20 protein-coding genes and 6 pseudogenes are annotated in these 26,844 nt (G+C 47.7%); 13 read left to right on the top strand and 13 right to left on the bottom strand.

Annotated elements, in window-relative coordinates; translation table 11 throughout:
* From C5470_RS23440 to C5470_RS18280, 9 genes and pseudogenes are all read right to left on the bottom strand, one after another.
* Positions 1 to 235 (bottom strand): annotated as a pseudogene (locus tag C5470_RS23440) (RHS repeat-associated core domain-containing protein); the annotation flags it as partial.
* Positions 229 to 578 (bottom strand): annotated as a pseudogene (locus C5470_RS23955) (hypothetical protein); the annotation flags it as partial. The pseudogenes C5470_RS23955 and C5470_RS23440, both read right to left, overlap by 7 nt.
* A 12-nt stretch (positions 579 to 590) precedes the next feature.
* A complete protein-coding gene (locus C5470_RS18310) occupies positions 591 to 1,016 on the bottom strand; it encodes a DcrB-related protein (RefSeq protein ID WP_166291095.1) in 426 nt (141 codons plus the stop codon).
* A gap of 872 nt (positions 1,017 to 1,888) precedes the next feature.
* Entirely contained in the window at positions 1,889 to 2,944 is a 1,056-nt protein-coding gene (gene fbpC, locus C5470_RS18305) for a ferric ABC transporter ATP-binding protein (protein ID WP_166291093.1), read from the bottom strand.
* A 15-nt stretch (positions 2,945 to 2,959) separates the two neighbouring features.
* Positions 2,960 to 5,038, bottom strand: a complete 2,079-nt coding sequence (locus tag C5470_RS18300; RefSeq protein WP_166291091.1) for an ABC transporter permease — start codon at positions 5,036 to 5,038, stop codon at positions 2,960 to 2,962.
* Positions 5,039 to 5,169: 131 nt separating this feature from the next.
* Positions 5,170 to 6,201: an ABC transporter substrate-binding protein gene (locus C5470_RS18295; protein ID WP_152963122.1), complete on the bottom strand. Its 1,032-nt coding sequence runs from the start codon at positions 6,199 to 6,201 to the stop codon at positions 5,170 to 5,172.
* Positions 6,202 to 6,218: 17 nt separating this feature from the next.
* Positions 6,219 to 7,550 carry an MFS transporter family glucose-6-phosphate receptor UhpC gene (gene uhpC / locus C5470_RS18290; RefSeq protein ID WP_166291089.1) on the bottom strand — a complete coding sequence of 444 codons (1,332 nt, stop codon included), beginning with the start codon at positions 7,548 to 7,550 and terminating at the stop codon, positions 6,219 to 6,221.
* Positions 7,551 to 7,638: 88 nt separating this feature from the next.
* Positions 7,639 to 9,183: an MASE1 domain-containing sensor histidine kinase gene (locus C5470_RS18285; RefSeq protein ID WP_166291087.1), complete on the bottom strand. Its 1,545-nt coding sequence runs from the start codon at positions 9,181 to 9,183 to the stop codon at positions 7,639 to 7,641.
* Positions 9,180 to 9,812 carry a response regulator transcription factor gene (locus C5470_RS18280; protein WP_036849708.1) on the bottom strand — a complete coding sequence of 211 codons (633 nt, stop codon included), beginning with the start codon at positions 9,810 to 9,812 and terminating at the stop codon, positions 9,180 to 9,182. Before C5470_RS18280 ends, C5470_RS18285 begins: the two co-directional genes overlap by 4 nt.
* A 1,054-nt stretch (positions 9,813 to 10,866) precedes the next feature.
* On the opposite strand from C5470_RS18280, the pseudogene C5470_RS18275 reads away from it, so the two are divergent.
* Positions 10,867 to 11,906, top strand: a pseudogene (locus C5470_RS18275) (IS630 family transposase).
* 246 nt (positions 11,907 to 12,152) lie between these two features.
* On the opposite strand, the pseudogene C5470_RS18270 reads toward C5470_RS18275, so the two are convergent.
* Both C5470_RS18270 and C5470_RS23800 read right to left on the bottom strand, forming a co-directional pair.
* Positions 12,153 to 12,539 (bottom strand): annotated as a pseudogene (locus C5470_RS18270) (RNA-guided endonuclease InsQ/TnpB family protein); the annotation flags it as partial.
* Positions 12,540 to 12,674: 135 nt separating this feature from the next.
* A pseudogene (locus C5470_RS23800) lies at positions 12,675 to 12,806 on the bottom strand (DUF7673 family protein); the annotation flags it as partial.
* 251 nt (positions 12,807 to 13,057) lie between these two features.
* Between C5470_RS23800 and C5470_RS18265 the strand changes: the two are divergent.
* Positions 13,058 to 13,501, top strand: a complete 444-nt coding sequence (locus C5470_RS18265; RefSeq protein ID WP_207627040.1) for a CesT family type III secretion system chaperone — start codon at positions 13,058 to 13,060, stop codon at positions 13,499 to 13,501.
* Between the two features lie 33 nt (positions 13,502 to 13,534).
* Positions 13,535 to 14,833: a Tle-like phospholipase domain-containing protein gene (locus C5470_RS18260; protein WP_166291083.1), complete on the top strand. Its 1,299-nt coding sequence runs from the start codon at positions 13,535 to 13,537 to the stop codon at positions 14,831 to 14,833.
* A 194-nt stretch (positions 14,834 to 15,027) separates the two neighbouring features.
* On the opposite strand, the gene C5470_RS23295 is transcribed toward C5470_RS18260, so the two are convergent.
* Positions 15,028 to 16,245 carry an ADP-ribosyltransferase gene (locus C5470_RS23295; protein ID WP_278249201.1) on the bottom strand — a complete coding sequence of 406 codons (1,218 nt, stop codon included), beginning with the start codon at positions 16,243 to 16,245 and terminating at the stop codon, positions 15,028 to 15,030.
* Positions 16,246 to 16,392: 147 nt separating this feature from the next.
* On the opposite strand from C5470_RS23295, the pseudogene C5470_RS23795 reads away from it, so the two are divergent.
* Positions 16,393 to 16,497 (top strand): annotated as a pseudogene (locus tag C5470_RS23795) (type II toxin-antitoxin system RelE/ParE family toxin); the annotation flags it as partial.
* A gap of 30 nt (positions 16,498 to 16,527) precedes the next feature.
* On the opposite strand, the gene ampC reads toward C5470_RS23795, so the two are convergent.
* On the bottom strand, positions 16,528 to 17,685 hold the full coding sequence (gene ampC, locus C5470_RS18250; RefSeq protein WP_166291081.1) for a class C beta-lactamase: 1,158 nt from the start codon (positions 17,683 to 17,685) through the stop codon (positions 16,528 to 16,530).
* Positions 17,686 to 18,083: 398 nt separating this feature from the next.
* Here ampC and agaR point away from each other — a divergent pair, with 398 nt between their 5' ends.
* From agaR to C5470_RS18205, 9 genes are all read left to right on the top strand, one after another.
* Positions 18,084 to 18,857, top strand: a complete 774-nt coding sequence (gene agaR / locus C5470_RS18245) for a transcriptional repressor AgaR (RefSeq protein ID WP_166291079.1) — start codon at positions 18,084 to 18,086, stop codon at positions 18,855 to 18,857.
* A 65-nt stretch (positions 18,858 to 18,922) separates the two neighbouring features.
* A complete protein-coding gene (locus C5470_RS18240; protein ID WP_166291077.1) occupies positions 18,923 to 20,218 on the top strand; it encodes a D-tagatose-bisphosphate aldolase, class II, non-catalytic subunit in 1,296 nt (431 codons plus the stop codon).
* Entirely contained in the window at positions 20,215 to 21,396 is a 1,182-nt protein-coding gene (locus tag C5470_RS18235; protein WP_166291076.1) for an AgaS family sugar isomerase, read from the top strand. The genes C5470_RS18240 and C5470_RS18235 overlap by 4 nt, the downstream gene beginning before the upstream one ends.
* A 2-nt stretch (positions 21,397 to 21,398) precedes the next feature.
* Positions 21,399 to 21,881, top strand: coding sequence for a PTS N-acetylgalactosamine transporter subunit IIB (gene agaV / locus C5470_RS18230; protein ID WP_152963109.1), 483 nt, complete (start codon positions 21,399 to 21,401; stop codon positions 21,879 to 21,881).
* An 11-nt stretch (positions 21,882 to 21,892) separates the two neighbouring features.
* Positions 21,893 to 22,678, top strand: a complete 786-nt coding sequence (gene agaW, locus C5470_RS18225; RefSeq protein ID WP_036849723.1) for a PTS N-acetylgalactosamine transporter subunit IIC — start codon at positions 21,893 to 21,895, stop codon at positions 22,676 to 22,678.
* A complete protein-coding gene (locus C5470_RS18220; protein ID WP_166291074.1) occupies positions 22,668 to 23,561 on the top strand; it encodes a PTS system mannose/fructose/sorbose family transporter subunit IID in 894 nt (297 codons plus the stop codon). Before agaW ends, C5470_RS18220 begins: the two co-directional genes overlap by 11 nt.
* A 21-nt stretch (positions 23,562 to 23,582) precedes the next feature.
* Positions 23,583 to 24,017, top strand: coding sequence for a PTS galactosamine/N-acetylgalactosamine transporter subunit IIA (gene agaF, locus C5470_RS18215; RefSeq protein WP_166291072.1), 435 nt, complete (start codon positions 23,583 to 23,585; stop codon positions 24,015 to 24,017).
* A 9-nt stretch (positions 24,018 to 24,026) separates the two neighbouring features.
* Positions 24,027 to 24,887 carry a tagatose bisphosphate family class II aldolase gene (locus tag C5470_RS18210; RefSeq protein WP_036849726.1) on the top strand — a complete coding sequence of 287 codons (861 nt, stop codon included), beginning with the start codon at positions 24,027 to 24,029 and terminating at the stop codon, positions 24,885 to 24,887.
* Positions 24,888 to 24,925: 38 nt separating this feature from the next.
* On the top strand, positions 24,926 to 26,830 hold the full coding sequence (locus C5470_RS18205; RefSeq protein WP_339916932.1) for an enterotoxin: 1,905 nt from the start codon (positions 24,926 to 24,928) through the stop codon (positions 26,828 to 26,830).
* Positions 26,831 to 26,844 lie beyond the last annotated feature (14 nt).

Below are 26,844 nucleotides of genomic sequence, written 5' to 3'. Positions count from 1 at the left end.
TTGCTGCGATATTGTCCAGAACACGTTGTTTGATTACTGGGCATGTTGCCAGCCCCAGAGGATCAACCCATCCGGTGGGATTATGGACGTACGAATAGGGATTCAGGCCCCCATTCAGCCCAATCGGATCGGGCGTGATAAACCGGCCTGTCTCCGGGGCATAATACCTGAACGTATTAAAATGCAGCCCGGTCTCTTTGTCAAAATATTGGCCCGCATAGCGCAGGCCGCTACTTGACTGCGTGTCGCGATGGCGGCAGAGGTTGGTTGTTGATAAAAACATTGGGGGAACCACTCTTGATTTCCCCGCAGGGACTGCGCGACGAGGCCCCCTTAGAGACGCAGGCGTCACGCGCCATGTCGCCTAAATATCCCGCCGCCATGCCCACCACAATGGCGGCACCCATCAGCAAAACGCCTACCCCGAGACAGGATGTAGCTAATCCGGCGACAAAGAGGGCCCCCGACAGCATTCCCCCGGCGGCTGAAATTAATGAACCGATGACGGTGCCCGCAATCAATCCCGCCATAGCACTGGAATGGCCTATCGTGTCTCCGAGCTGTGCAGCTTCTGGCATAGCGTCCCCTCCCTAGAACTGGAAACTTTTCAGGCAGTCATCCAGCCACTGCCGTTGCGCCTCGGTGAACGCCTGCTGGGATGACAGGGTGAAAATCAGCGCTTTTTTCTCATCCAACCGGAATACCGCCTGATATTGATAGACCTGTTGCCCCTTTTTGGGCCGATAACGGGAGAGCAGCGCCGTGCCTTGCCGCAGGCTATCGCCCAGCGTTATGGGCTGTTCTGCCAATAATTGCCAGTCGCGCAGACCGTTTTTCAGCAGACCTTTCTGGCGGGTGAGATAACTGGCGAGATCTTCGCCTTCGACCAGCTGATCACGCGAGATATTTAGCGCGGGTGCATCGGGCGCGATGAGGATATTTACCGTCTGTTCCTGATAGCCTTCCGGTAACAGAATGCTGCCTTCAGTGAACCGACAACGGGGGCGATTGTCCATCTTTCTTTTGTCTTATTTAATCAGTCAGTGATGTTATTAATACATTAAGCATGTTCGTCCGGTTAGGTCAGTGAACCGAATGCTTATGAAGCAACCACTCTGGCATAAGCACCGTTAATCCACCGCCGTCACAGACAACCTGAATTGATAACCCCGATTGAACAGAGGCAGGCGGTATCCTCTTCTCAGCCATCAATAAAGCGACATAATTAATAATATTATCCGCTTAATATTTAGGCAAAAGGTTATAACAAAAAATCGCCTATGTCTTGATTATTAGGTGAATTAATACTCCATGAATTTAATAAGATGTGATTTATGTCACAAAAAAATGCCAATAATCTCGCTGAAAATCCGTTTTAATGAACTAGATCACTACAATTTTATTCAATCAATTTACCTTGCCCGGTTTACAGACCTTGCATTAATCACCAGATAAGTTTAACTCTGCATTTTTTATGATATTGAAAAAAATTAGCTTTGTTTAAGAGATGCACAGATTCAGACTCATTTTTCTGGGTTGGAATAGGAGGTAATCAAATCCAACTTAGCTCTCTTCTTAAATGAGCTCAGATTAATCGCCAGACGGCCTGAGTGGTGGCAAAGGTGGTCTTCTGGGCACTGGCAATATCTTTAATCGCCGGAGCAAGGGAAGCGGTAGGAGTCATAGGTTGTTTAACCAAAGATTGATATCGACGGTTGAGCCGGGCATTGAGCCCGGCGATAGAAAAATTGAGTGCATACTGAATATCAATACCATTTTTGGCGAAAATTATGTAGATACCTTTGCCTTTAGGAAGGGGAAGATGTCAACGCACAGGCCGCCGTTTGGCGGCCTCCTGATTTGAAAGCCAGGATTTTTTTTAATCAAATTAACATTGGCTTTTCTCTTCCAAAATAAACATCCCAAATGGATGAATCTCCAGATAACAATTATCGCCAACATTAGGCTGTAATTGGGTCGCATTAATCTGTAGCAGCAGAGTTTGGTCTTGCCAGTTTACCGTGACTTCATATTGTGGACCCATATAAGCCACATGGCTGATGGTACAACGCTGGCTCGCATTTCCGTGACGGCTTAGGGTAATGGCTTCCGGCCTGACACCGACCGTTACCGATTGACGGTTAGTGGTAAAATTTTCTGGCCGTGGCAGGCGATAGTGGAAAATTTCCACATAATCAGAACCCAGAGTTGCAGGGAAGATGTTGGCATCTCCCATAAAACTCGCCATAAATTCAGATGCAGGCTGGCGATAGAGAGTTTGTGGCGCGCCAATTTGCATGATTTTGCCTTTGTTCATCACTAATACGGTATCAGAAACCGCAAATGCTTCACTCTGATCGTGAGTGACATATAACGAGGTGATATTGAATTGTTGCTGTAATTCGCGGATCTTTTCGCGCATGCTGCGGCGCAGGTTAGCATCAAGGTTACTGAGCGGCTCATCAAAAAGCAGAACTTTTGGCTTAAGGATCAGAGCGCGGGCGAGAGCAACACGTTGCTGTTGACCACCGGAGATTTGATCTACATAACGATCTTCAAAACCAGCCAAGTCTACCAGTTCCAAAGCCTCTTTAACCCGCTCGCATCTCTCTGCTTTAGGCTGCCCCAGCATTTTCAGTCCATAACCAATGTTTTCTCCCAGCGACATGTGCGGAAACAGGGCGTAGGACTGAAATACCATACAGATATCCCGCTGCTGAATAGAACGGTCTGTAACATCTTCACCATCAATGAAAATTTTACCTTCACTGGGTTTTTCCAGCCCGGCAACCAGACGCAATACGGTGGTTTTACCACAGCCGGATGGTCCTAACAGCGTTACCATATGCCCTTGTGGGATAGACAAATCCAGATTATCGATCACGGTGTTGCTACCGAACCGTTTGGTTACATTTTTCAGTTCGACAAAATTTTGTTGTGCCATGTCGTCACTCCGTGATTACTGTGCATTTTTGGCTTTGGAACGGGAAACCCGTGCTTCGCCAATCAGATAGTCAAATAGGAAAATAATGGCCAGCATGACCACAATCAGAATAGAGCCGTAAGCGATAGCGACGCCATATTCACCATCTTCCACCCGGTTCAGGATATAAGCGGTTGCTACGCGGGTTTCTGGTGTGACCAGAAATACAATAGCGCTGACGGTAGTAATGGCGCGAACGAAGCTGTAAATCAGGGCAGACAGGATTGCCGGGCGCAATAATGGCAACAGAATATGGAAGATGGTTCTCATCGATCCGGCGCGCAGGCTTAACGAAGCTTCATCCAGTGATTTATCAATCTGCCCAAGGCCGGCAATTCCTGCGCGGATACCTACCGGTACGTTTCGCATAGTCATAGAGATAATGACGATAGCCGCAGTGCCGGTGAGGTAAAAAGGTGAATCATTGAAGGCCAGAATGTAGGAAACCCCGGCAACGGTACCCGGTACGGCAAAGCACAGCATGGTGGTGAATTCGATCGTTTTCTTACCCCGGAATTCTTGACGTACAACGATATAAGCGATGAGCAGGCCAAGGATAGCGGTGATAGGGGCGGCGATACCGGCGTAGAGCAGGGTATCCAGTAATGAAGGCCATGCGCCATCATGCATCCCCTGACCAAACAGCTTGATAAAGTTGTCCAGTGTCAGTGTGTAATCCACACCCCAGTTTACGGTGAAACTGCCGTAGAAAATGCTGCCGTACAACAGAACATTGAACACAACCCAGATAAACAAAATGGCACAGATACCCCAAACCAGCGAAGTCGGCAGCGGCTGTACATCACCACGATAGGATTTACCGGAAACCGTGACATAGGAGCGCTTACCAATCCACATATACTGAACGCAGAATATCAGCAGAGAGAAAACCAGAAGCGAAGCGCCCAGCGTACTGGCTGCCTGATAATCAAGTTGGGAACCGGTGATATAAAAATAAATCTGGGTCGCCAGTACATCAAAGCTACCACCCAGTACCAGTGGGTTACTGAAATCTGCCAGCGATTGAACAATCACGATCAGGAAAGCGTTTGCCAGTGCAGGTTTCAACAGCGGAATAAAAACATGGAAGAAAGTTTGATAGCGATTGGCGCGCAGAGTATAGGCAGCTTCTTCCAGTGAAGGATGGATAGTTTTGATGGCGCCATCAAGGATCATAAACGCCATTGGCGTAAAGGCCAGTACCTGAGCCAGCCAGATACCGGTAAAGCCATACAGCCAGTTGGTATTGGTGAGGCCAAGCCAGGTTGCCATAAACTCAGTGATATAACCGGAACGGCCCATCATTAGCGTAACACCCAAACCGACAACAAACGGGGGTGTGACGATGGGCAAGATAGAGAATACCCGGCCAATAATGGCAGAGCGGCGTGCGATTCTGGCGGTATAAATTGCCAGAGCCAGCCCGAAGAAGGTACAGCCTACACCCACTGCCAGCGAAAGCAGAATGGAGTTAGTGATAACCTGGATAATATGTGCCTGTCCCAAGATCGAGATAAAGGCAAATGGAGCAAATTGACCGGCATCATCCGTAAACATCGGTATAAAGATGGCTATACTCGGATAAAGGATAAATGCCCCGATCAGGGCAATAACCGCAACCAGTGAGCCGATAACAAAACGATCACCACCCAGCCATTCAAGGCGGGTCAGGGCGAGGGTAATAATTGCGCTCAGTGAGATAAACAGAATAATCGTCGAGTAGCCTAGTCCACGACCAATCATGGCCGCACTGATAATGACAAACAAGGCGCATAATAAGGCGTAACCCGCATCAAAATAGTGCCGGTTACGCTGATTGCGGTTTGCTGGTGTGAGTGGGCGCAGTAACAGCGCCGATGGGAGCAGGAACCACAGTAAGCTGATGTTTAATCCGTTCCAGCCATAGGCGGTGAAAATTTCATTTTGAGTGGAGTCGAAAAGGCCATAGTCCAGGCTCCAGGATGGTAAAAGGGCGAAAGCCAGCCACGTCAGGGCAATCCACCAAAACACCGCATCCCGCTTTTGTCTGGTAGGCAAAGTCAGAGTGTAAGACATAATTTCCCTCTTTTATTATTATCGTGAGGCAGCAACAGTAAGAATCTATCCTTGTGGCGTTATCAGTCCGGGAAAACAAGATAGCCCGATGGATAGTTTCTAAGGGCGGTGTTATCCGCCCTGGATAGACTTTATTTAGCCATCTTCACATCTGTCACCCATTCGGTGATGAGTGCTTTACGCATATCATTGGCGCCAAATTTATCCATGTCGTAATTGATCAGTTTCAGATCGGACAATTTAAGTGCCAGAGGAGACGCTTTTGCCGTGGTGTTGGTCAGGATCTGATAGGCTTTACCTTTCTTCCAGCTCAGTTCTTGTGCTTCTTTGGACAGCGCCCAGTCAATAAACAGTTTAGCGTTGTCCATATTGCGGGCATTTTTGATGATACTCACACCGCCGATTTCATAACCGGTGCTTTCACATGGTGCGATAAGTTTCAATGGTGCGCCGTTTTCCACTTCCAGAGAGTAATCATGCAAGAAACCGATGCCGATGGCGGATTCACCACGGGCGGCGTTACGTGCTGGTGCGACACCGGATTTGGTGTACTGGGAAATGTTGGCGTTCAGCTTTTTCAGGTAATCAAATGCCTGATCTTTGCCCCATAACTGAACAAAAGTTGCCAGTGCGGTGTAAGCGGTGCCTGAACTTTGAGGATCAGCGATCTGGATTTCACCTTTATAAATCGGTTTGGTCAGATCTTTCCAGCAGGTTGGAACAGGGATCTTTTTCTCTTTCAGACGTTCGGTATTGACGCCATAGCCAAGAATTCCGACGTAAACCGCAGAGGTGTAGTTGCCCTTGCGTTTGGCCGGATCACGGAACTGCGGCATGATTTGCGCCAGATTAGGGGATTTATAGGGGGCCAGCAGATCCATCTCACCCGCCTGAGAGTGTGGATCCAGCGTGCCGCCGTACCAGACGTCAGCTTGTGGATTGCGTTTTTCCGCTTCAATTTTTGCCAGAGTACTGCCTGAACCGTTACGGACAAAGGTGGTTTTCACATTATATTTTTCACCGAATGCTCTGGTTTCGGCTTCACACAAGGCGTTAGTCGCACTGCAATAAACGATCAAGCGGCCGGCGGCCTGAGCACTGTGGGTAAATGCAGCAACGACCAGACCTGCTGCGATAAGTGTAGAGAGAGGTTTCAGTTTCATTATTTTGTCCTTTGTATTCAGAACGTCTTATCATTGGAAAGTAGCGATGCTACCCCTGCCATATGTTCCCTTTTACTGACGTCTGCCATTAACAGTGGCATCAACAACAAACCCATCATGGCGGCTGCGATGGTGAGCAGGGCAAACATCCCTGACCAGCCATAGTGTGCAACAACCTGACTTAGCGGCCAGCCTGCCATTGCAGCGCCCAGGTAGGCGTACAACCCCAGATAACCAGTGACCGTTCCGGCGGCTTGTTTATGGCAATATTCTGTTGCCGCCAGCCCAATCAGCATTTGCGGGCCAAATACAAAAAAACCGATACTGAAAAAACAGACGGCCAACAGCGCATAGTGATGAATAGGCATTAGCCACAATGCGGTGACAGAGATAAACAACCCCAGTGCAAACAGTAAAATCATCGGGGCGCGTTGACCGCGGAACAGTAAATCAGATCCCCAGCCGGAAAAAAGTGCGCCTGTTAAACCGCCCAGCTCAAACAGCGAGAGTGTTGCGTTAGCACTGAGCAGATTGGCACCATGTGTTTCTGACAGCCACAGATTTCCCCAGTCATTAATCGCCATTCTAATGAGGTAGACCAGAATGTAGGAAAGTCCTAATAACCAGATAGTTCTGTTAATCAGAATTGAGTCCCGCAGTATCTGCATCATCGGCATCGGGGGCGATAACTGTTCGTGCCGAAGCTCCAATGGATCCTGTCGCCAGTGCCCTACGCTGGGTAAACTTTGCTTTTGCGGTATGTCACATAACTGATGGCAGAGCCAAATACCCAGTAAAATGCCAATAATTCCCGGCATCATCAGCGCTGCTTGCCAGCCGTAAGTCGTCGCCAGAAAAGCTGACAGTATCGGGATAGTGACACCGACAACATTGATGGAGATATTCCAGCATCCCCACCAGAAACCCCGTTCATTGCGGGAGTACCAGTGTGTCAGTAGCCTGGCGCAGGGCGGCCATCCCCAACCCTGAAAGAAACCGTTCAGTGTCCAGATAATCAGTAGTGCAGGAAATGATGAACAAAAAGCGAAAATAATGTTCAGCACGCCCGTCATCACTAATCCGGCACCCATAAACCCGCGATAGCCGGTGCGATCATGGAATACACCGGAGACAAATTTTGAGCCGCCATAAGCCAAATAAAACAGACTGGTTATCCAGCCAATATCCCCTTTATCCAGCCCCAGTTCCAACTGCATGACTGGCATAACAAAGTTGAAGCTTTTTCGTGTTAGATAAAATGCGGCATAGCCAATAATCATGGAAATCAGCAAACGGTTGCGCCAGTAGCGATAACGTTGTGAAACTTGTTCCTGGCTGGTGGTTTGCATATGCGGCTCCTCCATGAAAAGGGAATGTAAATAAACATTAATGAAAATGGATGGGATAAGGTTTTAGGTAACTAGGAGTAATTCTTAGTTATGCTTGATTTTCATCAGAATTTGTGGGCAGGTTAACAATTATGCGAGTGCCGTTATCGTTATTTAGTTGCCAGTCTCCCCCTAACGCCCGGATGCGCTCTTCAATCCCCTGGAGGCCAAATCCGCCTTTCCTTTTATCTTCAGTGATACCGATGCCGTTATCACTGATTCTGAGTTCGATCACATCCCGGCGTTGCCGCAGCGTGATATCGATGCGGGTTGCTTTGGCATGTTTGCTGATATTGTTCAGTAACTCTTGAACCAAGCGATAAAGGGTAAAAACCACCGTTTCATTGGCTGGATTTTGGGGAAGCTGATAATTCAACTGGCAATCAATCCCCTGCTGCTGAAAAGCAAACTCATTGATTAAATGGTAGAGCGCTTTTTCTAAAGACATCTCTTCCAGCACCGGTGGTCGCAATTGGCGCAATAATTGACGGGTGGATTGATGGATTTGTTGGGCAAGATGATTGATTTGCTCTGCGATCATTGCTATTGCCGGGGTGGTGGCAGTGCGTTTTACCAGTGTCGCCTGAATTTGGATAGCAGTAATATTCTGACCAATTTCGTCATGTAACTCGCGGGCAATACTTTTGCAAATATCTTCTTCTGTGTGAACCAGTTTCTGCATCAGAATATGGCGGGCGGTTAACTCCTTCTCCAATAATTCACGGTAGCGTTGCAGGTTTTCAGCGAGTTGTTGTTGACGGCTGATGGCTATTCCCAGCCCTATTCCTAATAGCGCCTGAATGGTCAGGAACATCTCCAATTCGCGTAAGTCGTTAAAAGCGCCACTGAATTGCCGGGCTGACGTTATCATCAGGCTGCCCAGTAAAGCCGCCAAGACGCCACCTTGCCAGCCATAACGATAGGCCATAAATACATTGGGAATAAATACCAAAATCACCAAAAGCCTCTCAATTTCTGGTGACATAAAGATCTGAGCGCTCAACCCCAGTAAACAGAACAAACAGCACCACATCAGCAGTGAAGTACGTAACTGCGGATCCGGATGGTCAGGTTCCAGCATATTTCTCAGATGTTGCTGACGCAGATATTCATAGATCAGATAAACAAAAGGCGATAGTAAAACACCGCCGGTCAAAGAGGTAAGAAACAGATGATTGGCACTGGCAGTCAGAGAAAATCCCAGACAGACAGCCTGTAACACACTATTGGCGGCTACGGCTGCCAGCAAAATAGAGAGCCGTTGCCAATACAAGGTATAGCGCCACCAGATCCGCTGTACCATAAAGGTAGGTATCAGGCTGAGAAATGGCGATAGCAGAATAATATTGTTAGTCATAAGCTGCTCGCTATCGAGCCATAGCAAGATAATAACCTCGGTTGCTAACAGGGTTGGCAGGTAGCGACGTCCCAGTAGAACAAACAGCGCCAGCCGTAACCCTTGTGGCAGCAGCAATGTGGCTTGTTGCCCATTGTTATTCAGGTAGAAGCTGATGGTCCACAGAGCAAGCCAGCTCAACGAATAAAAAATCAGCAGGAATAGTGATAACAGGCCAAATCGTGATCCTCCGTTCATACGTTACCTGTCAGAATCTGATGTTGCAGGGCATAATGAACCAGTTCAATCGTACTCTCGCACTGCAATTTGCCAAGAATATTGGCACGATGAACATGAACAGTTTTATGGCTGAGATTAAGTTGTTCTGCGATAGCTTTAACCGTGATGCCATTGATGAGCAGATCAAATATCTCCCGTTCTCTGGGCGTCAGGGCTTGCAGTGCTTTAACTTCTTGTGGTACCTGACGCAGGGCTTTCAGAGCATCAGCACACAGATAACAACCGCCTTTATGTACGGAACGCACAGCCTGTACCAACTCTTCAGGGCCACATCGTTTGGTGAGATAACCGCAGGCTCCGGCATCCAACGCGCTTTGTACAAATGCGGTGGTGTCATAAATGCTGAGAATAATGGTGCGAAAATCAGGCCGTTTTTGCCGTAACCGGGTGAGCAGGTGCAAACCGCTCTCATCCGGCATAGCGATGTCCATCACCGCCACATCAATCGGGTTTCTGAGTAAATCCAGCCAGGCTTCGCTGGCACTGGCGTATTGCCCGGCAATTTCAAGATCATGTTCAAGCGTTAGTAATTGGGCAAAGCCGGAACGGACGACTACATGGTCGTCAATAAGTGCAACTTTAATCATAGCTTTTGTTAAGAAGTCATTATAAATACAATAAGTTCCATGATGTGCAGGAAAGGCAGGTTGTGCAAATTAATCAACTAAATCTGCAAGAAAGCTAACAGATTTAGCAAATTGTAGGGTGATAATTAAGTAGATAAGTGGAAGGGATTTCGGTGAAAGTGTGAATATGTTCCGGTTTTGGCGTCAGCTTACCTTTTTCAATTTTCACCATTTTCTCTGCACTGACTAACCAGTGCGAGATCTCACCTTTTTAGCATGGGCAGGCTTTAAACTGTTATTAAAAGTCATGTTTTTAACTTATGGTTTTAATCGGTATAAAGTTTTAACCGTTGTTTTTACCCCTTTTAACGCCTGCTTTTTTGTTAAGTTTAATCATCATCGGTATTGTGTTTTACGTTTAATCAATGTTAATCATACTTGCTTTATTATCTTCATAAACCAGCCAGTAAATGGCCTGATATCTAAAAATACCCCTGTCTGTTTTTTCGGATAATTAACGCCTTTTTCAGGGCTTAAATCCTGCTAAACTAACTGTTTTATCCCTTTTTTATTGTATTATTTTTAGGGTTTTCTTCATAAAATAACCGGCGAGAAATCGCTTTAATACCTATCTGTTCAGATAATATTATTTTACATGCGTATTTCTTTTCAACTTCTTATTAATGGTTAATAGTTTTCGATTAAATGCAATTAATAATCCTTTTGAAAAAATTGTATTTATTGAGTTAAATCTACCCTTGATATAAAAGATTTAATTTTTCTGTATTATCATTTTTAAATGATTATGCCAAGTTAGGTAAATAAAAAATAAGTGGAGTATATAATCTCTGATAAATGAATTAAACATGGCAGGGTAAAAAAATGGAATCGCGCCCTGAGCTATAATAGCAGGTTTTAAACTGTTATTAAAAGCCATTTTTTTAATTTATGGTTTTAATCGATATAAAGTTTTAAATAAGCTTTTGAAATAATAGATCACTTGGAAGGGAACTCAGTCCGATTTTTGCGATCTGATCAATCGCTAAAAATCACAAACCCTAAGACGGACTGAGCGATGCCCATCATAGCACCCATCCCCCGAAATGAACGACAGCAGATGAAAAAACTTATCCATAAAACCCGTGATAAGGATTATGCCCGCCGATTAATGGCATTATTAATGCTACATGAAGGTCATACGGTGACTCATGTCGCCAAAACCCTGCATGCTGCACGTTCTTCGGTTAATCGCTGGATTCACTGGTTTACCTTGTATGGCCTGGAAGGCTGAAAAGTTTACCCGCCGGCAGGCCCATTGTCTGGAATTTAGCCCCGCTCTATCCGCTCTTGTCTTTCTTATTGCAGCACTCGCCTCAAGATTTTAGCTATCTTCGCTCACGCTGGAGCCTGGAGCTCATCACTCAGACTATCAATCAATTGCTCAAGTTATCTCTCACACAAAGTACGTTATATCGCTACTGCCAACAGGTCGGTATTGTCTGGCGCAGGGCCGCCCCCACCCTAAAACGACCTGATCCTGAATATCATGAAAAAATAGCAAAAATCACAGAAGCCCTGACCCATATCTCAGCACAACATCCGGTGTTTTATGAAGATGAGGTCGATATTAATTTGAATCCGAAAATCGGGGCGGACTGGTGTTTTAAAGGGCAGCAAAAACGCGTTGTCACGCCAGGAAAAAATGAAAAACATTATCTTGCCGGCTGCCTCAATGCCGAAACAGGGAAAGTGACTTATGTTAAAGGGACAAAGAAGGACTCTAATTTATTTATCAAGATGTTAGATGAGCTTAATACCCACTATCCTGATGCGAAAACGATCACATTAATCTTAGATAATTACTGCATCCATAGCAGTCAGAAAGTCAAACATTGGTTGGCACAGCATCCGAAATTTAACCTCGTATTTTTACCGAGTTATTCCCCCTGGTTGAATAAAATAGAACGGCTCTGGCAATCGTTGCATGAGACAGTCACCCGGAACCACAGCGGCCAATCTATGTGGCGATTGCTAAGTTATGTTGATGCTTTCTTGGCGTCGATTTCAGCACAGCAAAAACCAGGAATGAATAAAATCGGTGTAGCATCATTATGAATTCTTATTTAACCATTGATTTACCCCTTTTAACACCTGCTTTTGTTAAGTTTAATCATCATCGGATATCCTGTTTTACCTTTAACCTGTGTTTTATCAGATCATAAATAAAGCCTTTTTTCTATCTAAAATAACCGGTTGGTGCTAAAGATCCTGTTTATGAAGGTTTTCTAAAATCTATTCTAATTATGTTGGATTACAATGATGTGACTGCTCCCCGCCGTAAACGGTGAGGCTTCCCACTTCCTAGGCCGCAGCCGTCTGTGCGACGGATTTACGCAGGCCTCCATGGGCAGAAACGACGAGTCCCGCCGCCTGTAATTCAAATATGCCTTGCTGTTTAATATTCAGCGCAGCGTTGAGATCCCGATCGTGCTCTGTGTGGCATGCCGGACATTGCCAGAGCCGTTTGTGGCGCGGCATTTCCGGCATCTTATGACCGCAACAATGGCAGGTTTTCGAGCTGGCAAACCATTGATCCAGCTTCACCAGATGAACACCTGTTTCTGCCGCCTTGTATTCCAGTTTGGTGATGAATCCAGCCCAACCCGCGTCCCCAATGGAACGTGCCAGCCTGTGATTTTTCATCATGTTCGCCGCTTTCAGCGTCTCGACAATTACCGCTTGGTTTTCGGTAGCCCCGTTGATTTTCAAAAACACCCCCCTACCTAAACTCGGTTCGATACCTCCGCTTGCCATTCCATTGTTACAACGAGCGTATAAAAAACTGCAACCTAAATAACATGTATGAGAGCTGGTGACACACTCATCAAACAACCTGAAGTCAAGACTACGTAATTCAATCAAATGGAATTTGAAGCGATAACAGTTATAGAGAGACAGCAGAAAAGAGGCGACCACTCTCGATTGACCACTATCACCCTGAACGGCCTCAGGCAGTCTTTTCAGTGGCCCTCATTTCTTGATGCTCTAAGCTGTATGAACCGTACTTTCACGGTGCAACCCAACTGCTGATAAGTCGCTATTTCGACGTCGATATAAAAAACTTCGCCCCGGAGATAAATCGTGGCTTGCCAGTGATTGTTAACATGCTCTCACTTCCTATTTGCGTGCGAAACCCTTCCGTTTGCAAGGGATAATGAGCGGAGAACATCATAGTGAAAGCATATCAGCAAACAGTATCGGAGTGGTTGCGCCTTGTTGGTGAACGCCAAGGCGTGGCTTTGAGCCTCGGCAGCGATGGTCACTGTACAGTACCTTTCGGTCAAGGTGGAGAGTGTATCATTGAAGTGCCGGATAACGACGATGTTCAGGCATTTTATATCTATATTCCGTTGTTGCGATTGCCAGCAGATGAACCAAGCCAGTTGATGCTGACCCGGGCTGCCCTTGAGCTGAATATGTTCGGTCTCACCACGGGTGGCAGTCAGATCAGCCTGGACAGTCGTACCAATTATCTGGTGTTGAGCTTCTCTGCGTTGATCGAGATGTTCGACGAGACGGCATTTATGCAGACTCTGGGTGAGTTTCTCGATCTTGGGATCAACTTGCAGGCCCAGTTTCAGGTGATCAACTCTCAGCAGAACGAAACATCTTTACTGCATCCATTGCCAGGTTCAGCCATCGTATGCTGAGTGGTTGTCATCTTAATAACAAAGGAGAATAAGATGTCGATTCAAGGTCTTGGGCACACTCCCAGCGCTACTGCATTGTTGCCCCTCTCAAACGGGGAAGTACAGACACCGTCTCGCAGTAACAATGTTCATCATCATCTTGCCTCCCATTACACCAGTACTGCTCTTGGTACTCAGGTGTCACCGGGCAAGGTGCTGACCACCACACTGAAATATCTGACCCTGAGTGCCCCAGCTCGCAAGATTGGCACTGCTATACAGGGAGGACATGACTCCCATGCACAGAGCGCCAAAGGTAAGGCGCGTTACTGGACCGGGGCTATTATCAAAGGATTAGCCAATATTACTGGCGGTGCCAGTAGCGTAACGAGTGGTGCAATTTCGGTCGGTGTTGCAGGCGTTAAAAACCTGGCGGAATCCACGGGGCGTTTGCTGGCATCCTCTGCTCTGGGGCTGGCTGGCGCGGGCATGAAGGGAATTTCGCATCTACCGCTTGGTGCGTCTGATCGTCTGCAAGCTGGAACCCATGCCGAGCAATTGCTGAGTACTGCTAAGGTGCTTGTCAAACCAACGTTTGTGGCTAAAGCAGAGCAAGAACCGTTGAATGCTGTGGGAGCCCGGGCAGTGATGGATGCGGCCCAATTGGCGAGAGTCAGCTGCTCCAGTAGTTATCGGGATATGCCGGCTGGTTACAGTCATGCCACCTTGGCGGATATCCCATCCTCAATATTGGCTCGCCGGGAGAATGGCAGTGGCGGGACTGGTAGTGAGTTAACCCTGCATGTTCGTCCTGGCAAGGGGGAGAATGATCCTTTAATCCTCGAGGGGGATGCCTGGTCTGCGCTCAAGGTTGCTGTCTATAAGCGTGACGATACCATGGTGCTTTCCTTTGTGGGTACCCAACCAACCAAGCGTCCTGGTACTGTGAAGAGTGATGTTGGCGCTGCTTTAGGGATCAAGGACAGCGCGTTTCAGGATGCTGATCGCTTGGTCAAGGCCTTTACCAAACAATATGGCGGCAAGGTTGAGGTTCTGGGCCACTCTTTAGGTGGTGGGTTGGCGCAATATGCGGGCATCAAACATGGGATCAAGGTCACCGCATTCAACAGTATGGGATTACATGTAGGATTGCGGGATCGGCTGGCTGACAAGTTGGATAGCGCCAACGTCACCCACATCAATACCAGTAGCGATCCGCTGAGTCAGAAGGCCGAACATGGTATTTGGGGCTTGGATGCCTCTTCTCAGGTAGGCAAGCGTTATGTGATTGAGCACTCAGGTGGTCACCGTATGGAGGCGGTGACCGCTGGTCTGGAAGCCTTACTTGCTTAATGACTCGATATGTCATGGACAACGCCTCCTGTGGGAGGCGTTGTCGCAGATAGCGGGCAAATCTTGTTTAAAATAACGGGGTTTATTTTTTCCATAATGAAAAAATCAGCCCGCAAAACGCACATGTGTCCACAGGCCGTAACACATTACATAAGATTTAGCGCCCTGAAATTCCGTTTCCTGGGCGGGTGATTTTATTTGTTCAGCATTTTTATATTAATAATCCTTTTAATCCTTGTTGTGTCTGTTGACGCGTCATCTGTTAGTTTCAGCGTTGAAAAGTGGGAATCAAATTCTTTATCACCGCGATTCAAGACCTTCTCCACTAACATTTTTGACTCAGGGGGGAATAGCATCTCTGCTTCTCCTTTAAAATGAGCAACATCCCCTAAAATACGACCTTTATGGCCTGATTCAAGATTGATGACCAGAATCGTATCATTGACCCAGGCTTTATCTGGTGAGGTACTCAGAAACCCTTTTTCCGTAATAATGCTTCCCACTGTAGTATATTGATCCAGTAAATTCTTAAGTTCTGATTTATCGAATTTTAACCCTCGATAAACTTTTTTATGATCCGTTATAGCAAGCTCATTTAATCCCTCAGCGACGTCCTGAATATATGCACGCATTCCCGAATCAAATTCTTTAGGCGTTGGTTCATCACTGTGTAAGTAATCTCTCGATAATAATGTATTAATAGCTTGATTCTTTACGTACTCTCCTCCGCGCAGGTAGGTATTTATAAGATTATATCCCTGTGCGGAATAATATCTGAGTGCCTGGATCTGCTTAGAGTCCGTTTTGACTACCCATTCCTTTACTTTTTGCGTTTTATCTGCTCTTGGCGGTGGTGGGGGCGGTGGCATGTTATTAGCAGGCATTCGTCCATCACTGTCTCTGATGTGCTGCTGGTCGCCTTGATTGTGCTTCATCAGTTCGGCTGTCGCGGAGGAGGAGGCCAAGGTGGTGGTGTAGCCAGCTTGGGTTTTGGTGACCTGAGCGGCGATAGATTGCGGTAAGGCTGGCATGGCCTGTTTTAATATCGCCTGGGGAGCGGTCGCTATCACTTTTGGCTGGAGAGTGCGCACCACGGCGTCCTGTTCTGCCAGAGCCTGTTTAAGCTCGGCAAGGCGGGTACTACGGGCCATCACCTCTTTGGGGTGGTGGTTCTCCCAGTGCTGAATGGCATCCTTCACCCGCTGGGCCTGCATGCTGCTGGGAGCATTCTGCAATTGGCGCAGCTCGGCGCTCAAATGTTTGAGATCCGAACTCTGAAAATGCAGAGGGCCACGTCGAACAGACTGTTCGAACAGACGATTGCCCTGTTCGAGTAGAGGAGACGTTGTGGCATGCTGAGGAACTTGTATTTGGCTAAGCGGCATATGGCCGCTAATGGGCGAGATTGGCATTATTTTTCCAAGATAGGTTGAGTTAATTAGGGGTATTTTAGTATTTTTCCTGCCCTGCTTATGTAAAGAATGGACCAGACTTTTGTCTACTTTAGGTTTTAGGTGCAGACAGGATGAATCGCTGCGGGAAGATGTTCTGACCTATTCTTGGCGGGGTCAGAGTACCCAAATCTGAAAGAGCTGCGGATACAGCATGGAGGTGATCCAGTCAGCGCTTTTTTTGCATTCGATCCTGTCTGTCGTGGGATGCTGCGTTATCGTCCTTGATAACGCAGTTGCGCGTTATTTCAGCGTATTGAGGATTTGCCAGGCTGCTTTGATGCGCGCCTCGTTGGGGTAGTTTTTATTGGCTAGCAGCACAATACCCATGTGCTCTTGCGGCACAAACGCGACATACGCGCCGAAGCCATTGGTGGAGCCGGTTTTATTGATAAAAAGCGCATCCGTTGGCGGCTCCGGTTGCGACAGTTCCGTGGTTTTGTTGGCCTGATAAGCGATCTGCGCCGAGTTGCCGCTCAGTACCTGCTCAAGGGTAACGGGCCAGTGATAAAGCTCCCAGCCCAGCCCTTGCGTCATTTCCCCCACCCGGTAATAGCCGGTATGGGTTGCCCGAATAGCTTGTGCCAGTTTGCTATCACTTATGCGGGAGGGATCGATATTCGCATCAACGAAGCTGATCATATCCTGCGCACTGGCTTTCAGGCCATAGGCTTCCTCATCCAGTACGCCAGGGGTTATGCGAATCGGTTTATTCTCTTTTGAATAACCCCAGGCATAATTCTTCATCTCCTGCGCGGGCACGTTAAACCAGGTATGATGCAGACCAAGCGGTGAAAGAACCTGGTTTGCTACCAGTATTGAGTAAGGTTTTCCAAGGCGTTGGGCAGCGATATAGCCCGCCAGGCCAATGCTGGGATTGGAGTACTGGCGGTAGGTTCCGGGCGTATACTTCGGCTGCCAGTGCTGATACCAGTTCACCATTTTGCTATTGCTGTCGATCTCATCAGGGAATTGTAACGGCAGGCCGCCTGCGGTGTAGGTGGCAATATTCAGCAGGCTTATGTTGTCAAAGTCGCTGCCTGCAAGCGGTTGAAAATGCTGGCTGGCCTTATCGGAGAGGGAAATGGCTCCCGTCACTTGCGCCCAAGAAATCAGGCTGGCGGCAAAGGTTTTGCTGACCGAGCCTAATTCAAAGATTGTCTCTTTGGTGACCGGCGTGTTGTTCTCTTTTGACGCGTCACCGTATTGATAGAAGAAATGCTGACCGCGGAAAGTTACCGCAATAGACATTCCTGGAATGTCATATTCCTGCATCAGGGAGTGTATGGTTTTATCAACAGTATTTGTCAAGCGGGTCTGATCGGGGGTATTCGAGGCTTGAGCGCCGAGAGAAGCAGCGAGCAGCAGCCCGCCAGTCAGCACCGAAAATCGTTTTGTCATGTGGTGTGTCCTTAATTACAGTGAGAGCGTTCAGTTCTAGATTTTATCAGCTTTTCACACCCAATCACGAAATTTGTGATCTCTATCACCTGATAAAATAAAACTTTGCGGTTGCTGATTGAAAACCAAAGGCTTTCGTTTCTTTATATCAATTTCTACTAAAAAAGCGGATGAAAGCTTATTTTGGGGTAAATAGTAAGTAATAATAGAACCTAATATCTTCTTTCGTTTTATTTCTAAACGAAACCTTTTTCACCTTGTTTTGTCTACATAATAGACTGCAACACCGATCACAATTTCATTTCATAGCTTTTGTTGTAATTTAATCGAAAGAGAGAGAAAGCAATTCATCACAGGCGACGTGAGCTTGTCGCTGGAAATCTGAGGAGCATAACGGAATGGCAATGGACACTGTAAAAAGACGTGAACAGATTATCGACCTGCTGTGCCATGAGGGCAGTGTACGTGTTGAGCATTTGAGTTCCCGTTTTGGGGTTTCCAGCGTCACTATCCGAAATGACCTGCGTTATCTGGAGCAAAAAGGTTGTGCGTTGCGTTCTTATGGCGGCGCCATGTTGAATCAGCAATTCGCCTTTGATCGCCCCCTGCAAGACAAAGGCCGGATGAATCGTGATGTGAAATCACGTATTGCGGCCACGGCGGCACAGTTTGTTAAGGATGGTGATGCCTTGATCCTTGACTCCGGCTCCACGACTACCCAAATCGTGCCATATCTTAAAGAGCGGCGTGATTTGGTAGTCATGACTAACGCGTTGAATATCGCCTATGAACTGGCGGGATTTGATCGGATGGAGGTGATGGTGCTTGGCGGGAGTGTGCGTCAGAACTCCTACTCGCTTTATGGTCCGGCGGCGGAACAGCAATTGCGTCAGTATCGCTTTAATACTCTGTTTCTTGGTGTCGATGGATTTGATCTGGAAGCAGGGATTACCACGCCCCACCCCGGCGAAGCTCACCTTAATCGCGTGATGTGTGAGGTGGCGCATGAAATTATCGCTGTGGCGGATGCCAGTAAATTTGGGCGCAGAAGCTTTTGTATGATCCGTCAGGCTGGACAGATTCATCGGCTGATTACTGACAGCCGGATCCCCGATAACTACAGGCGAGCATTAACTGAATTCGGCGTAGATGTGATTATTGCCGACGAATAACTCTTACAGAGATTAGAACTTGTCTAAGAGTTTATAACCGGGTTTTTGCCCGCATGGGAGACACCATGCAGTCACTATTACAACTTATTCGTCGCCATAAATCAGGTGAAGCGGTGGGGATCTATTCGGTCTGTTCCGCCCACCCTTGGATATTGGAAAGTGCTTTGCGCGTCGCTAAAGAGCGTAAGACACCGATACTGATTGAAGCAACGTCTAATCAGGTTAATCAGTTTGGGGGTTATACCGGTATGCAGCCCGCTCAGTTCCGTGATGCCGTTTGGCGACAAGCTGATCTTATCGGTTTACCGCGTGATCGTGTTTGGCTGGGCGGTGATCATCTTGGACCGAACGCTTGGCAGGACCGCACCGCAGCAGAAGCGATGAAACTGGCTGAAACGTTGATACACGATTATGTGGCCGCAGGATTTCGTAAGATCCACCTCGATTGCTCTATGTCTTGCGCCGATGATCCAATACCGCTTGGTGATCATGAGATTGCGGTACGCGCGGCTCGTTTGTGCCAGGTGGCAGAACGTTGCTGGCAGCAGGTGGGGGGAGAATCACCGGTTTATGTGATCGGCACCGAAGTGCCGGTACCGGGAGGCGCTAAAGAAGCGTTGGAAGGAATGCAGGTCACGACACCTCAGGCAGCGGCCACAACGTTGAATGTACATCAACAAGCCTGGCGATTGGCCGGGCTGGAGCAGGTCTGGCCGCGGGTGATTGCGCTGGTGGTGCAGCCGGGTGTGGAGTTCGATCACCATAATGTCGAACATTATCAATCGGGACGTGCAGCGGCACTGAGTCAATATATCGAATCTCAGCCTTACTTAGTCTATGAAGCGCATTCTACCGATTATCAAACTGCACAGGCTTACCGTGAATTGGTTCGTGATCATTTCGCTATTCTCAAAGTCGGTCCCGCTTTGACTTTTGCTCTGCGTGAGGCGCTTTTCGCGCTCGATAAAATTGATGGTGAATGGAATGGGGAACAGACAGCGGCGAATCTGTGCGCCATATTGGAACAGGTTATGCTTGAACAGCCGGAATACTGGAACCGATATTACCACGGTACACCGCATCAGCAGTTTATTGATCGTCAATACAGTTTGAGCGATCGCGTGCGTTACTACTGGCCGCACCCGCAGGTACAACAGGCCGTGAATACTTTGATAGATAATCTGCGCCGTCATCCGGTTTCCCTTTCACTGCTGAGTCAGTACCTGCCAGAACAGGCGCAGGCAGTTAACGCGGGAAGGTTGGAAAATGACCCGCATGCCTGGGTGTTGGACAAGATTCGTTCTGTGCTTTTGAGCTATGCCCAAGCTTGTGAGTCTGAGGCACAAGGAGCTCTCGTATGAATGAGCTGTTTTTCTATAGCGAAGCCTGGCTGCGTGAGCATCACGCGTTGCATACTGCCAGAGAGATTCACCAACAGCCTGCGCTTTGGCGTCAGTTATATCAAAACCTGCAACGTGAGGAAGCGTTGTGGCGACCTTTTTTGCTGCCTTTGTTGTCTGATCCGCAGTTACAGATAGTGCTGTGTGGCGCAGGTTCATCCGCGTTTGTCGGGCGCGCGCTGGCTCCCTGGTTGCGTGAACAGTGCGGGCTGAATGTGGTTGCGTACAGCACCACGGACATTGTGCCTTCTCCTTTGCAATACCTCGATCCAACACGTTCAACGTTGCTGATTTCTTATGGGCGATCCGGCAATAGTCCGGAGAGCGTGGCAGCGGTAAAACTGGCCGATCAGATACTGCCACGCTGTTATCACCTGATGTTGACCTGCAATCCCGATGGTGCACTGGCACGTTATGCCGAAGGACGCGCTCATGTCTGTTCATTGAATATGCCGCAGGGTTCTCATGACCAGAGTTTTGCCATGACATCCAGTTTCAGTTGTATGACGCTGGCGACAGCGTTGCTGTTGGGGCCGTTAACGCTGGAACAGAGTGGTGTGCCACTAATGGCGATGGCTGCGCTGTGTGAGCGTGAGTGGAGACAATGGCAGGTACAGACTAAGCGGCTGGCACGCAGCGGTTTTAAGCGCATGATGTGTCTGGGCTCCAGTTGTTTTACCGGTATAGCCGAAGAAGGGGCGCTCAAGATGCTGGAGCTGACCGCCGGGTATATCGCCACCCGTTACGATTCGTCGATGGGGGTGCGTCATGGGCCGAAGTTTATGATCGAACGCGATACGCTGGTGGTCATGATGCTTTCTGCTGATAAGTATCGTCGTCGTTATGATCTCGATTTGTGGCATGAACTGAATCATGACGGACTGGCGCGTCAGGTTGTTGCTCTGAGTGGCACGCCGGGGGAAGGATTAACGGCGATTAACAGTGAACAAGATGATATCTGGCTGCTTTTTCCCTATCTGATGTTTTTGCAGATGTTAGCGTTTGAAACCTCGCTGGCGTTGGGTATCACGCCGGACAATCCATGTCCAACAGGGGAGGTCAACCGTGTAGTGAAGGGGGTGGAAATTTATCCTTATCTCTCATCTTATTCACAAAGAACAGCATGTAAGCAGGAGTGATTATGTCGATACCGAATATTTTAATGACCCGAATTGATAACCGGTTGGTGCATGGTCAGGTAGGTGTGACCTGGACCAATTCACTGGGGGCCAATTTGGTATTGGTGGCTAACGATCAAGTTGCCGGTGATTTGATGCAGCAAAACCTGATGGATATGGTGGTTTCCGATGGGATTCAGACCCGCTATTTCACTCTGCAAAAAACCATTGATGTGATCCATAAAGCGGCTGAACGCCAGAAAATTTTTATCGTCTGTAAAACACCGCAAGATGTACTGACGCTGGTTAAGGGGGGAGTGCCGATCCGATTTGTTAACGTGGGCAATATGCATTTTGCTGAAGGGAAGCGCCAGATCCATAAGACTGTTTCGGTTGATGATAGTGACGTAGTGGTGTTTCGTGAACTAGAGCAACTGGGTGTTACCTGCGAGATACGGCGGGTACCGGATGAAGCGGGAGAGCTTATCGATAAACTGTTGTTCTAAAGAGGTGAGTTATGCTGATTGATGCGATATTGATTGGATTACTGGCCGGGTTGGCGGGAGTGGATCTGTTTGATGGATTGACCCATTTTCACCGCCCAGTGGTGATTGGCCCGCTGGTCGGGTTGATTTTAGGGGATGTACAGACGGGTTTGCTGGTAGGGGGGACGCTGGAGCTGGTCTGGATGGGAATGGTGCCACTGGCTGGTGCTCAACCGCCAAATGTGGTGATTGGTGGGGTAATTGGTACCGCATTTGCTATTTTGACTCAGGCCGATCCTAAAGTGGCGATTGGTATAGCGGTACCATTTTCCATTGCGGTACAAGGCTGTATTACGCTGTTGTTTACCCTGTTCTCACCCATGATGCATAAATGCGATCAGATGGTGAAAGCGTTGAATTGGCGCGGTGTGGAACGTGTGAACTATCTGGGTATCACCATTTTGTTTTGCTTCTACTTTATTGTGGCGTTTTTGCCAGTCTATTTTGGTGCCGACGCTGCCAGCGTCATGGTGCAGAAAGCGCCGCAGTGGTTGTTGGACGGGTTGGCCGTTGCTGGCGGAATGATGCCTGCCATCGGTTTTTCCATGCTGATGAAAATCATGATGAAAAAGACCTATATAGCCTATTTCATTCTGGGCTTTATTTCGGTCACGTTCCTTAATATGCCAATTATTGCCGTAGCACTCGGCGCATTGGCGATCGCATTAATCGATTTCTTTAACCGTTCCCGTATAGAAGATGCAGCTGAACGCGGCGCACCTACCACCCAATCTCAGGAGATGGAAGATGGCATTTAACGATACCGATGCTGCTATGGCGGCTAAAGCTGAGAAAAGGATGGCGCAGGCACTGGCAACCAGTCAGGTTGAGCAGGATGATTATCAGGACAGTACACCGGGTGAAGAGCTGACTAACCGCGATCTGAATCGTATGGCGTGGCGCTCCCTGTTGTTACAGGCATCATTTAACTATGAGCGTATGCAGGCGGGAGGCTGGTTGTACACCTTGATCCCTGGGCTGTGTAAGATCCATAAGGATCCGCAAGATCTGGCGAATTCTATGAAGATGCACATGGAATTTATCAATGTGCATCCGTTTGATGTCACCTTCCTGTCCGGGTTGGTGCTGGCGATGGAACGGAATAAAGAGAAAATTTCTACTATCCGTGCCGTGAAAGTCGCGCTAATGGGGCCGCTGGGCGGGATTGGTGATGCGTTGTTCTGGCTGACGCTGTTACCCATCTGTGCTGGGATTGGGGCATCTCTGGCGCTACAGGGCAGTCTGTTTGGCCCCCTCGTATTTCTGTTACTGTTCAATATCGTACATTTTGGCTTGCGCTTTGGTCTGGCGCATTATGGTTATCGTACCGGAACCAGTGCGCTGGTATTGCTAAAAAAACATACCAAAAAGATCTCCCATGCGGCATCAATCGTGGGAATGACGGTGATCGGGGCATTGGTGGCTTCCTATGTTCATCTCTCGACTCCGGTGGTGGTCAACGCCGGTAAGGCTAGTGTGGCGTTGCAAAAGGATGTGCTGGATAAACTGATGCCTAATTTATTGCCGTTATGTTTCACCCTGCTGGTGTTTTGGCTGATGAAAAAAGGATTTTCGCCGGTCAAGTTGATTGGTTTGACGGTGGTGATCGGCATTGTGGGTAAATTTGTTGGTTTTCTTTAACAAGCGCACTGAGGAGATGGCATGTTAGGTATTGTAATCACCGGTCATGGGTATTTTGCCAGTGGTTTGTTGCAGGCGGTGGAGCAGGTCGTAGGGCAACAGCCCCAGTGTTGTGCTGTCGATTTTCCAGAAGGGATCAGCAATGAAAAATTATTGGTGTTGCTGGAGGCGGCTTGCTCCGCCTGTGATAGTGGCGATGGTGTGATTATCCTCAGTGATTTGCTGGGCGGATCACCGTTTCGGCAGGCGGCACAACTGGCGATAGTCAATCCACGTTATGAAGTTATCACCGGGACTAATATGCAGTTGGTGGTAGAAATGATGCTGGACCGTGAAGGTATGGCGCTGGAAACCTTTCGTGATATGGCGCTGGAATGTGGGCGGCGGGGATTGACCAGCCTGTGGCATGAACAACAGAAACGGCGATATGACAGCCTGAATCTGGATGGCATTTAAGGAGCTTGTATGTACCTGATTTCCAGTCGTCAAATGCTGAAAAAGGCTCTGCGTGAAGGTTATGCGGTTCCTGCTTTCAACGTCCATAATCTGGAAACTATCCAGGTGGTAGCGGAAACCGCTGCCCGCCTGGCATCACCGGTTATTCTGGCGGGTACGCCGGGCACTTTCAGTTATGCGGGGACTGACTACCTGGTGTCAATCTGTCAGGATGCCGCTCGCCGCCACAATTTGCCACTGGCATTGCATCTCGATCATCATGAGGAATTGGAGGATATCAGCCATAAAGTGACCGCAGGTGTACGTTCAGTAATGATTGATGGCTCGCATTTACCCTTTGAGGAGAATATTCGTAAGGTGGCTGAGGTGGTACGATTTTGCCATCGTTACGATGTTAGCGTTGAGGCGGAATTGGGGCGGCTAGGCGGGCAGGAAGATGATTTGCAGGTCTCCAATGCCGATAGTTTTTTTACCGATCCGCTGGCAGCAAAAGCCTTTGTTGCCCGTACCGGTATTGATTCTCTGGCGGTAGCGATTGGCTCTGCGCATGGTTTATATCATGGTGAACCGCATCTGGATTTTGATCGGTTAGCTGCAATCTGTGAACAGGTGAATATTCCGTTGGTGCTGCATGGCGCATCGGGTATTCCTGAAGTGATGATACAGCAGGCGATTGGTCTTGGCGTATGTAAAGTCAATGTGGCGACCGATCTGAAAATTGCTTTTGCTGATGCGGTAAAGCGCTATTTCATCCAGCATCCAGATGCGAATGATCCACGTAAATATATCGCGCCGGGAAAACAGGCTATGCAGGCAGTAGTAGAAGAAAAGATCCGGATTTGTGGCAGTACAGGCAAGCTGTATTCGTGAAGATTCTGTTTTTTCATTCTGACTATAAGGAAACTGCTGTGAAAATAAGAACGTTAAATAAAATTACGTTGAGTTTATTAGCCAGTTCCGTGTTTTATGGCGCTCCAGTCTGGGCAGATAGCTGGCGATTGGAGGGTGACAATTATCATGTAGCGGTTAGCGATGAACACGGTAAAGTGACGCAACTAAAATTTGAAAATCCGAAAAACCACGATCAAATCATTACTGACAGTCTGTTTGAAATCACGTTGAAATCAGGAGAGAAGCTCACGGCTAAAGATTTTCAGATTACTGATATCAGCAAAAAGCACAATCGTATTGTTGTTTCCTTGAAACATGGCGACATTCAGGTAAGCAATATAATTACTGTGGAAGGTAAAGATAAGTACGGCTCGTTTGAAATCACTATTACACCGCAGGAAAACGCGTTGGAACTCAGCTCCGTCTCGTTGATACCATTTCACACTAAAACCGCTTTTGTTCACGGCTCTATCGTCAGTTCACCGATTATCAGCGATAGATTCTTTATTGTTCCCGGTAATCCATTGATTAACACTGAGGCTTATAAAGGGGACACTTCGCAAAAAATTGCACTCTCTATCCCGTTAGAGCCGGGGAAAACGTTAAGTTATAAGACGTATATTGGTGTTTATCAAGAAGGGCAATTGCGGCGCAACGTCAATGAATTTTTAAACAACGCTCGTCCGCGTAAATACAGCCCTTACCTGCATTACAACTCTTGGTACGATATTGGTTTCTTCACTCCTTATACCGAACAAGAGGCGTTGACCCGTATCAATCAGTTTGGGCAGGAGTTGGTGACTAAGCGCGATGTGAAGTTGAGTGGTTATCTGTTTGATGATGGTTGGGATAACCTCAAAGGAGATTGGGGTTTTAGTGAGGCATTTCCCCATGAATTCAAAAATCTTAAACAGGCGGCAGATCAATATCGTGCTCGTTTAGGTATTTGGCTTTCTCCTTGGGGCGGTTATGGTAAACCCGGTGAGCAACGTGTTTCTCATGCGGAGGAGTTTGGTTATGAAGTGATAGATGGCCGATTTGCGCTTTCAGGCCCTAATTACTACGCCAATTTCCATAACCGGGTGCTCAACCTGATTCAACAACAAAATGTATCCATGTTTAAGCTAGATGGCACCGGCAATGCTGACCGTGTGATTAAAGGGAGTGCATTCACCAGTGATTTTGATGCCGCTATCCATCTTATTGAAGATATGCGCGGTACAGGAAATGATCTGTTTATCAACTTGACCACGGGCACCAAAGCCACGCCTTCCTGGCTATTTTTCGCCGATTCTATTTGGCGTGGTGGCTATGATGTGGAGTTTTACGGTAAAGGTTCCAAAGTGCAGCAGTGGCTTACCTACCGTGATGCGGAAACTTATCGTAATGTCGTAAGAAAGGGGCCGCTGTTCCCACTGAATTCGTTGATGCTGCATGGCATTGTTTATGCTAAACAGGCTAAGCATCTGGATAAACAGTCACCTAAAGATTTTGCCGATCAGGTTTGGAGCTATTTTGGCAGTGGCACTCAGTTACAGGAGATGTATGTTACGCCTGAACTGTTGACCACAGAGGATTGGGATACGTTAGCAAACGCGGCGAAATGGTCGGAGAAAAACCAAGATGTGCTGTTTGATACCCATTGGATTGGTAAAGATCCCACCGATCTAGCGGTGTATGGTTGGGGAGCCTGGAGTCCGAAAAAGTCGATTATTACTTTGCGTAATCCTGCTGATGAGGTGAAACAATATTATCTGGATCTGCAAAGCGATCTTGAATTACCTGATAATCAGCCTTCGGTATATGACGTTAAGATAGACTATGGCGAGAACAACTCGGTGCCGAAGTTTATCAATAAAACAGCGCTGATTACCCTTCAGCCGTTGGAAACGTTAACGTTTTCTCTGACGCCATCTAAATAATCACCGTGTTATTG

It is taken from the genome of Photorhabdus stackebrandtii (assembly GCF_011189495.1).
GTDB lineage: Bacteria > Pseudomonadota > Gammaproteobacteria > Enterobacterales > Enterobacteriaceae > Photorhabdus > Photorhabdus khanii.
The sequence above is the reverse complement of the archived record's forward strand: the minus strand, read 5'-3'. Positions and strand labels throughout refer to the sequence as shown.

Bases quoted from the DNA above. Each gene is read 5' to 3' on its own strand.
- C5470_RS18310 (WP_166291095.1), bottom strand. From the start codon at position 1,016: ATGGACAATCGCCCCCGTTGTCGGTTCACTGAAGGCAGCATTCTGTTA.
- fbpC (WP_166291093.1), bottom strand. From the start codon at position 2,944: ATGGCACAACAAAATTTTGTCGAACTGAAAAATGTAACCAAACGGTTC.
- C5470_RS18300 (WP_166291091.1), bottom strand. From the start codon at position 5,038: ATGTCTTACACTCTGACTTTGCCTACCAGACAAAAGCGGGATGCGGTG.
- C5470_RS18295 (WP_152963122.1), bottom strand. From the start codon at position 6,201: ATGAAACTGAAACCTCTCTCTACACTTATCGCAGCAGGTCTGGTCGTT.
- uhpC (WP_166291089.1), bottom strand. From the start codon at position 7,550: ATGCAAACCACCAGCCAGGAACAAGTTTCACAACGTTATCGCTACTGG.
- C5470_RS18285 (WP_166291087.1), bottom strand. From the start codon at position 9,183: ATGAACGGAGGATCACGATTTGGCCTGTTATCACTATTCCTGCTGATT.
- C5470_RS18280 (WP_036849708.1), bottom strand. From the start codon at position 9,812: ATGATTAAAGTTGCACTTATTGACGACCATGTAGTCGTCCGTTCCGGC.
- C5470_RS18260 (WP_166291083.1), top strand. From the start codon at position 13,535: ATGTCGATTCAAGGTCTTGGGCACACTCCCAGCGCTACTGCATTGTTG.
- C5470_RS23295 (WP_278249201.1), bottom strand. From the start codon at position 16,245: ATGCCAATCTCGCCCATTAGCGGCCATATGCCGCTTAGCCAAATACAA.
- ampC (WP_166291081.1), bottom strand. From the start codon at position 17,685: ATGACAAAACGATTTTCGGTGCTGACTGGCGGGCTGCTGCTCGCTGCT.
- agaR (WP_166291079.1), top strand. From the start codon at position 18,084: ATGGCAATGGACACTGTAAAAAGACGTGAACAGATTATCGACCTGCTG.
- C5470_RS18240 (WP_166291077.1), top strand. From the start codon at position 18,923: ATGCAGTCACTATTACAACTTATTCGTCGCCATAAATCAGGTGAAGCG.
- C5470_RS18235 (WP_166291076.1), top strand. From the start codon at position 20,215: ATGAATGAGCTGTTTTTCTATAGCGAAGCCTGGCTGCGTGAGCATCAC.
- agaV (WP_152963109.1), top strand. From the start codon at position 21,399: ATGTCGATACCGAATATTTTAATGACCCGAATTGATAACCGGTTGGTG.
- agaW (WP_036849723.1), top strand. From the start codon at position 21,893: ATGCTGATTGATGCGATATTGATTGGATTACTGGCCGGGTTGGCGGGA.
- C5470_RS18220 (WP_166291074.1), top strand. From the start codon at position 22,668: ATGGCATTTAACGATACCGATGCTGCTATGGCGGCTAAAGCTGAGAAA.
- agaF (WP_166291072.1), top strand. From the start codon at position 23,583: ATGTTAGGTATTGTAATCACCGGTCATGGGTATTTTGCCAGTGGTTTG.
- C5470_RS18210 (WP_036849726.1), top strand. From the start codon at position 24,027: ATGTACCTGATTTCCAGTCGTCAAATGCTGAAAAAGGCTCTGCGTGAA.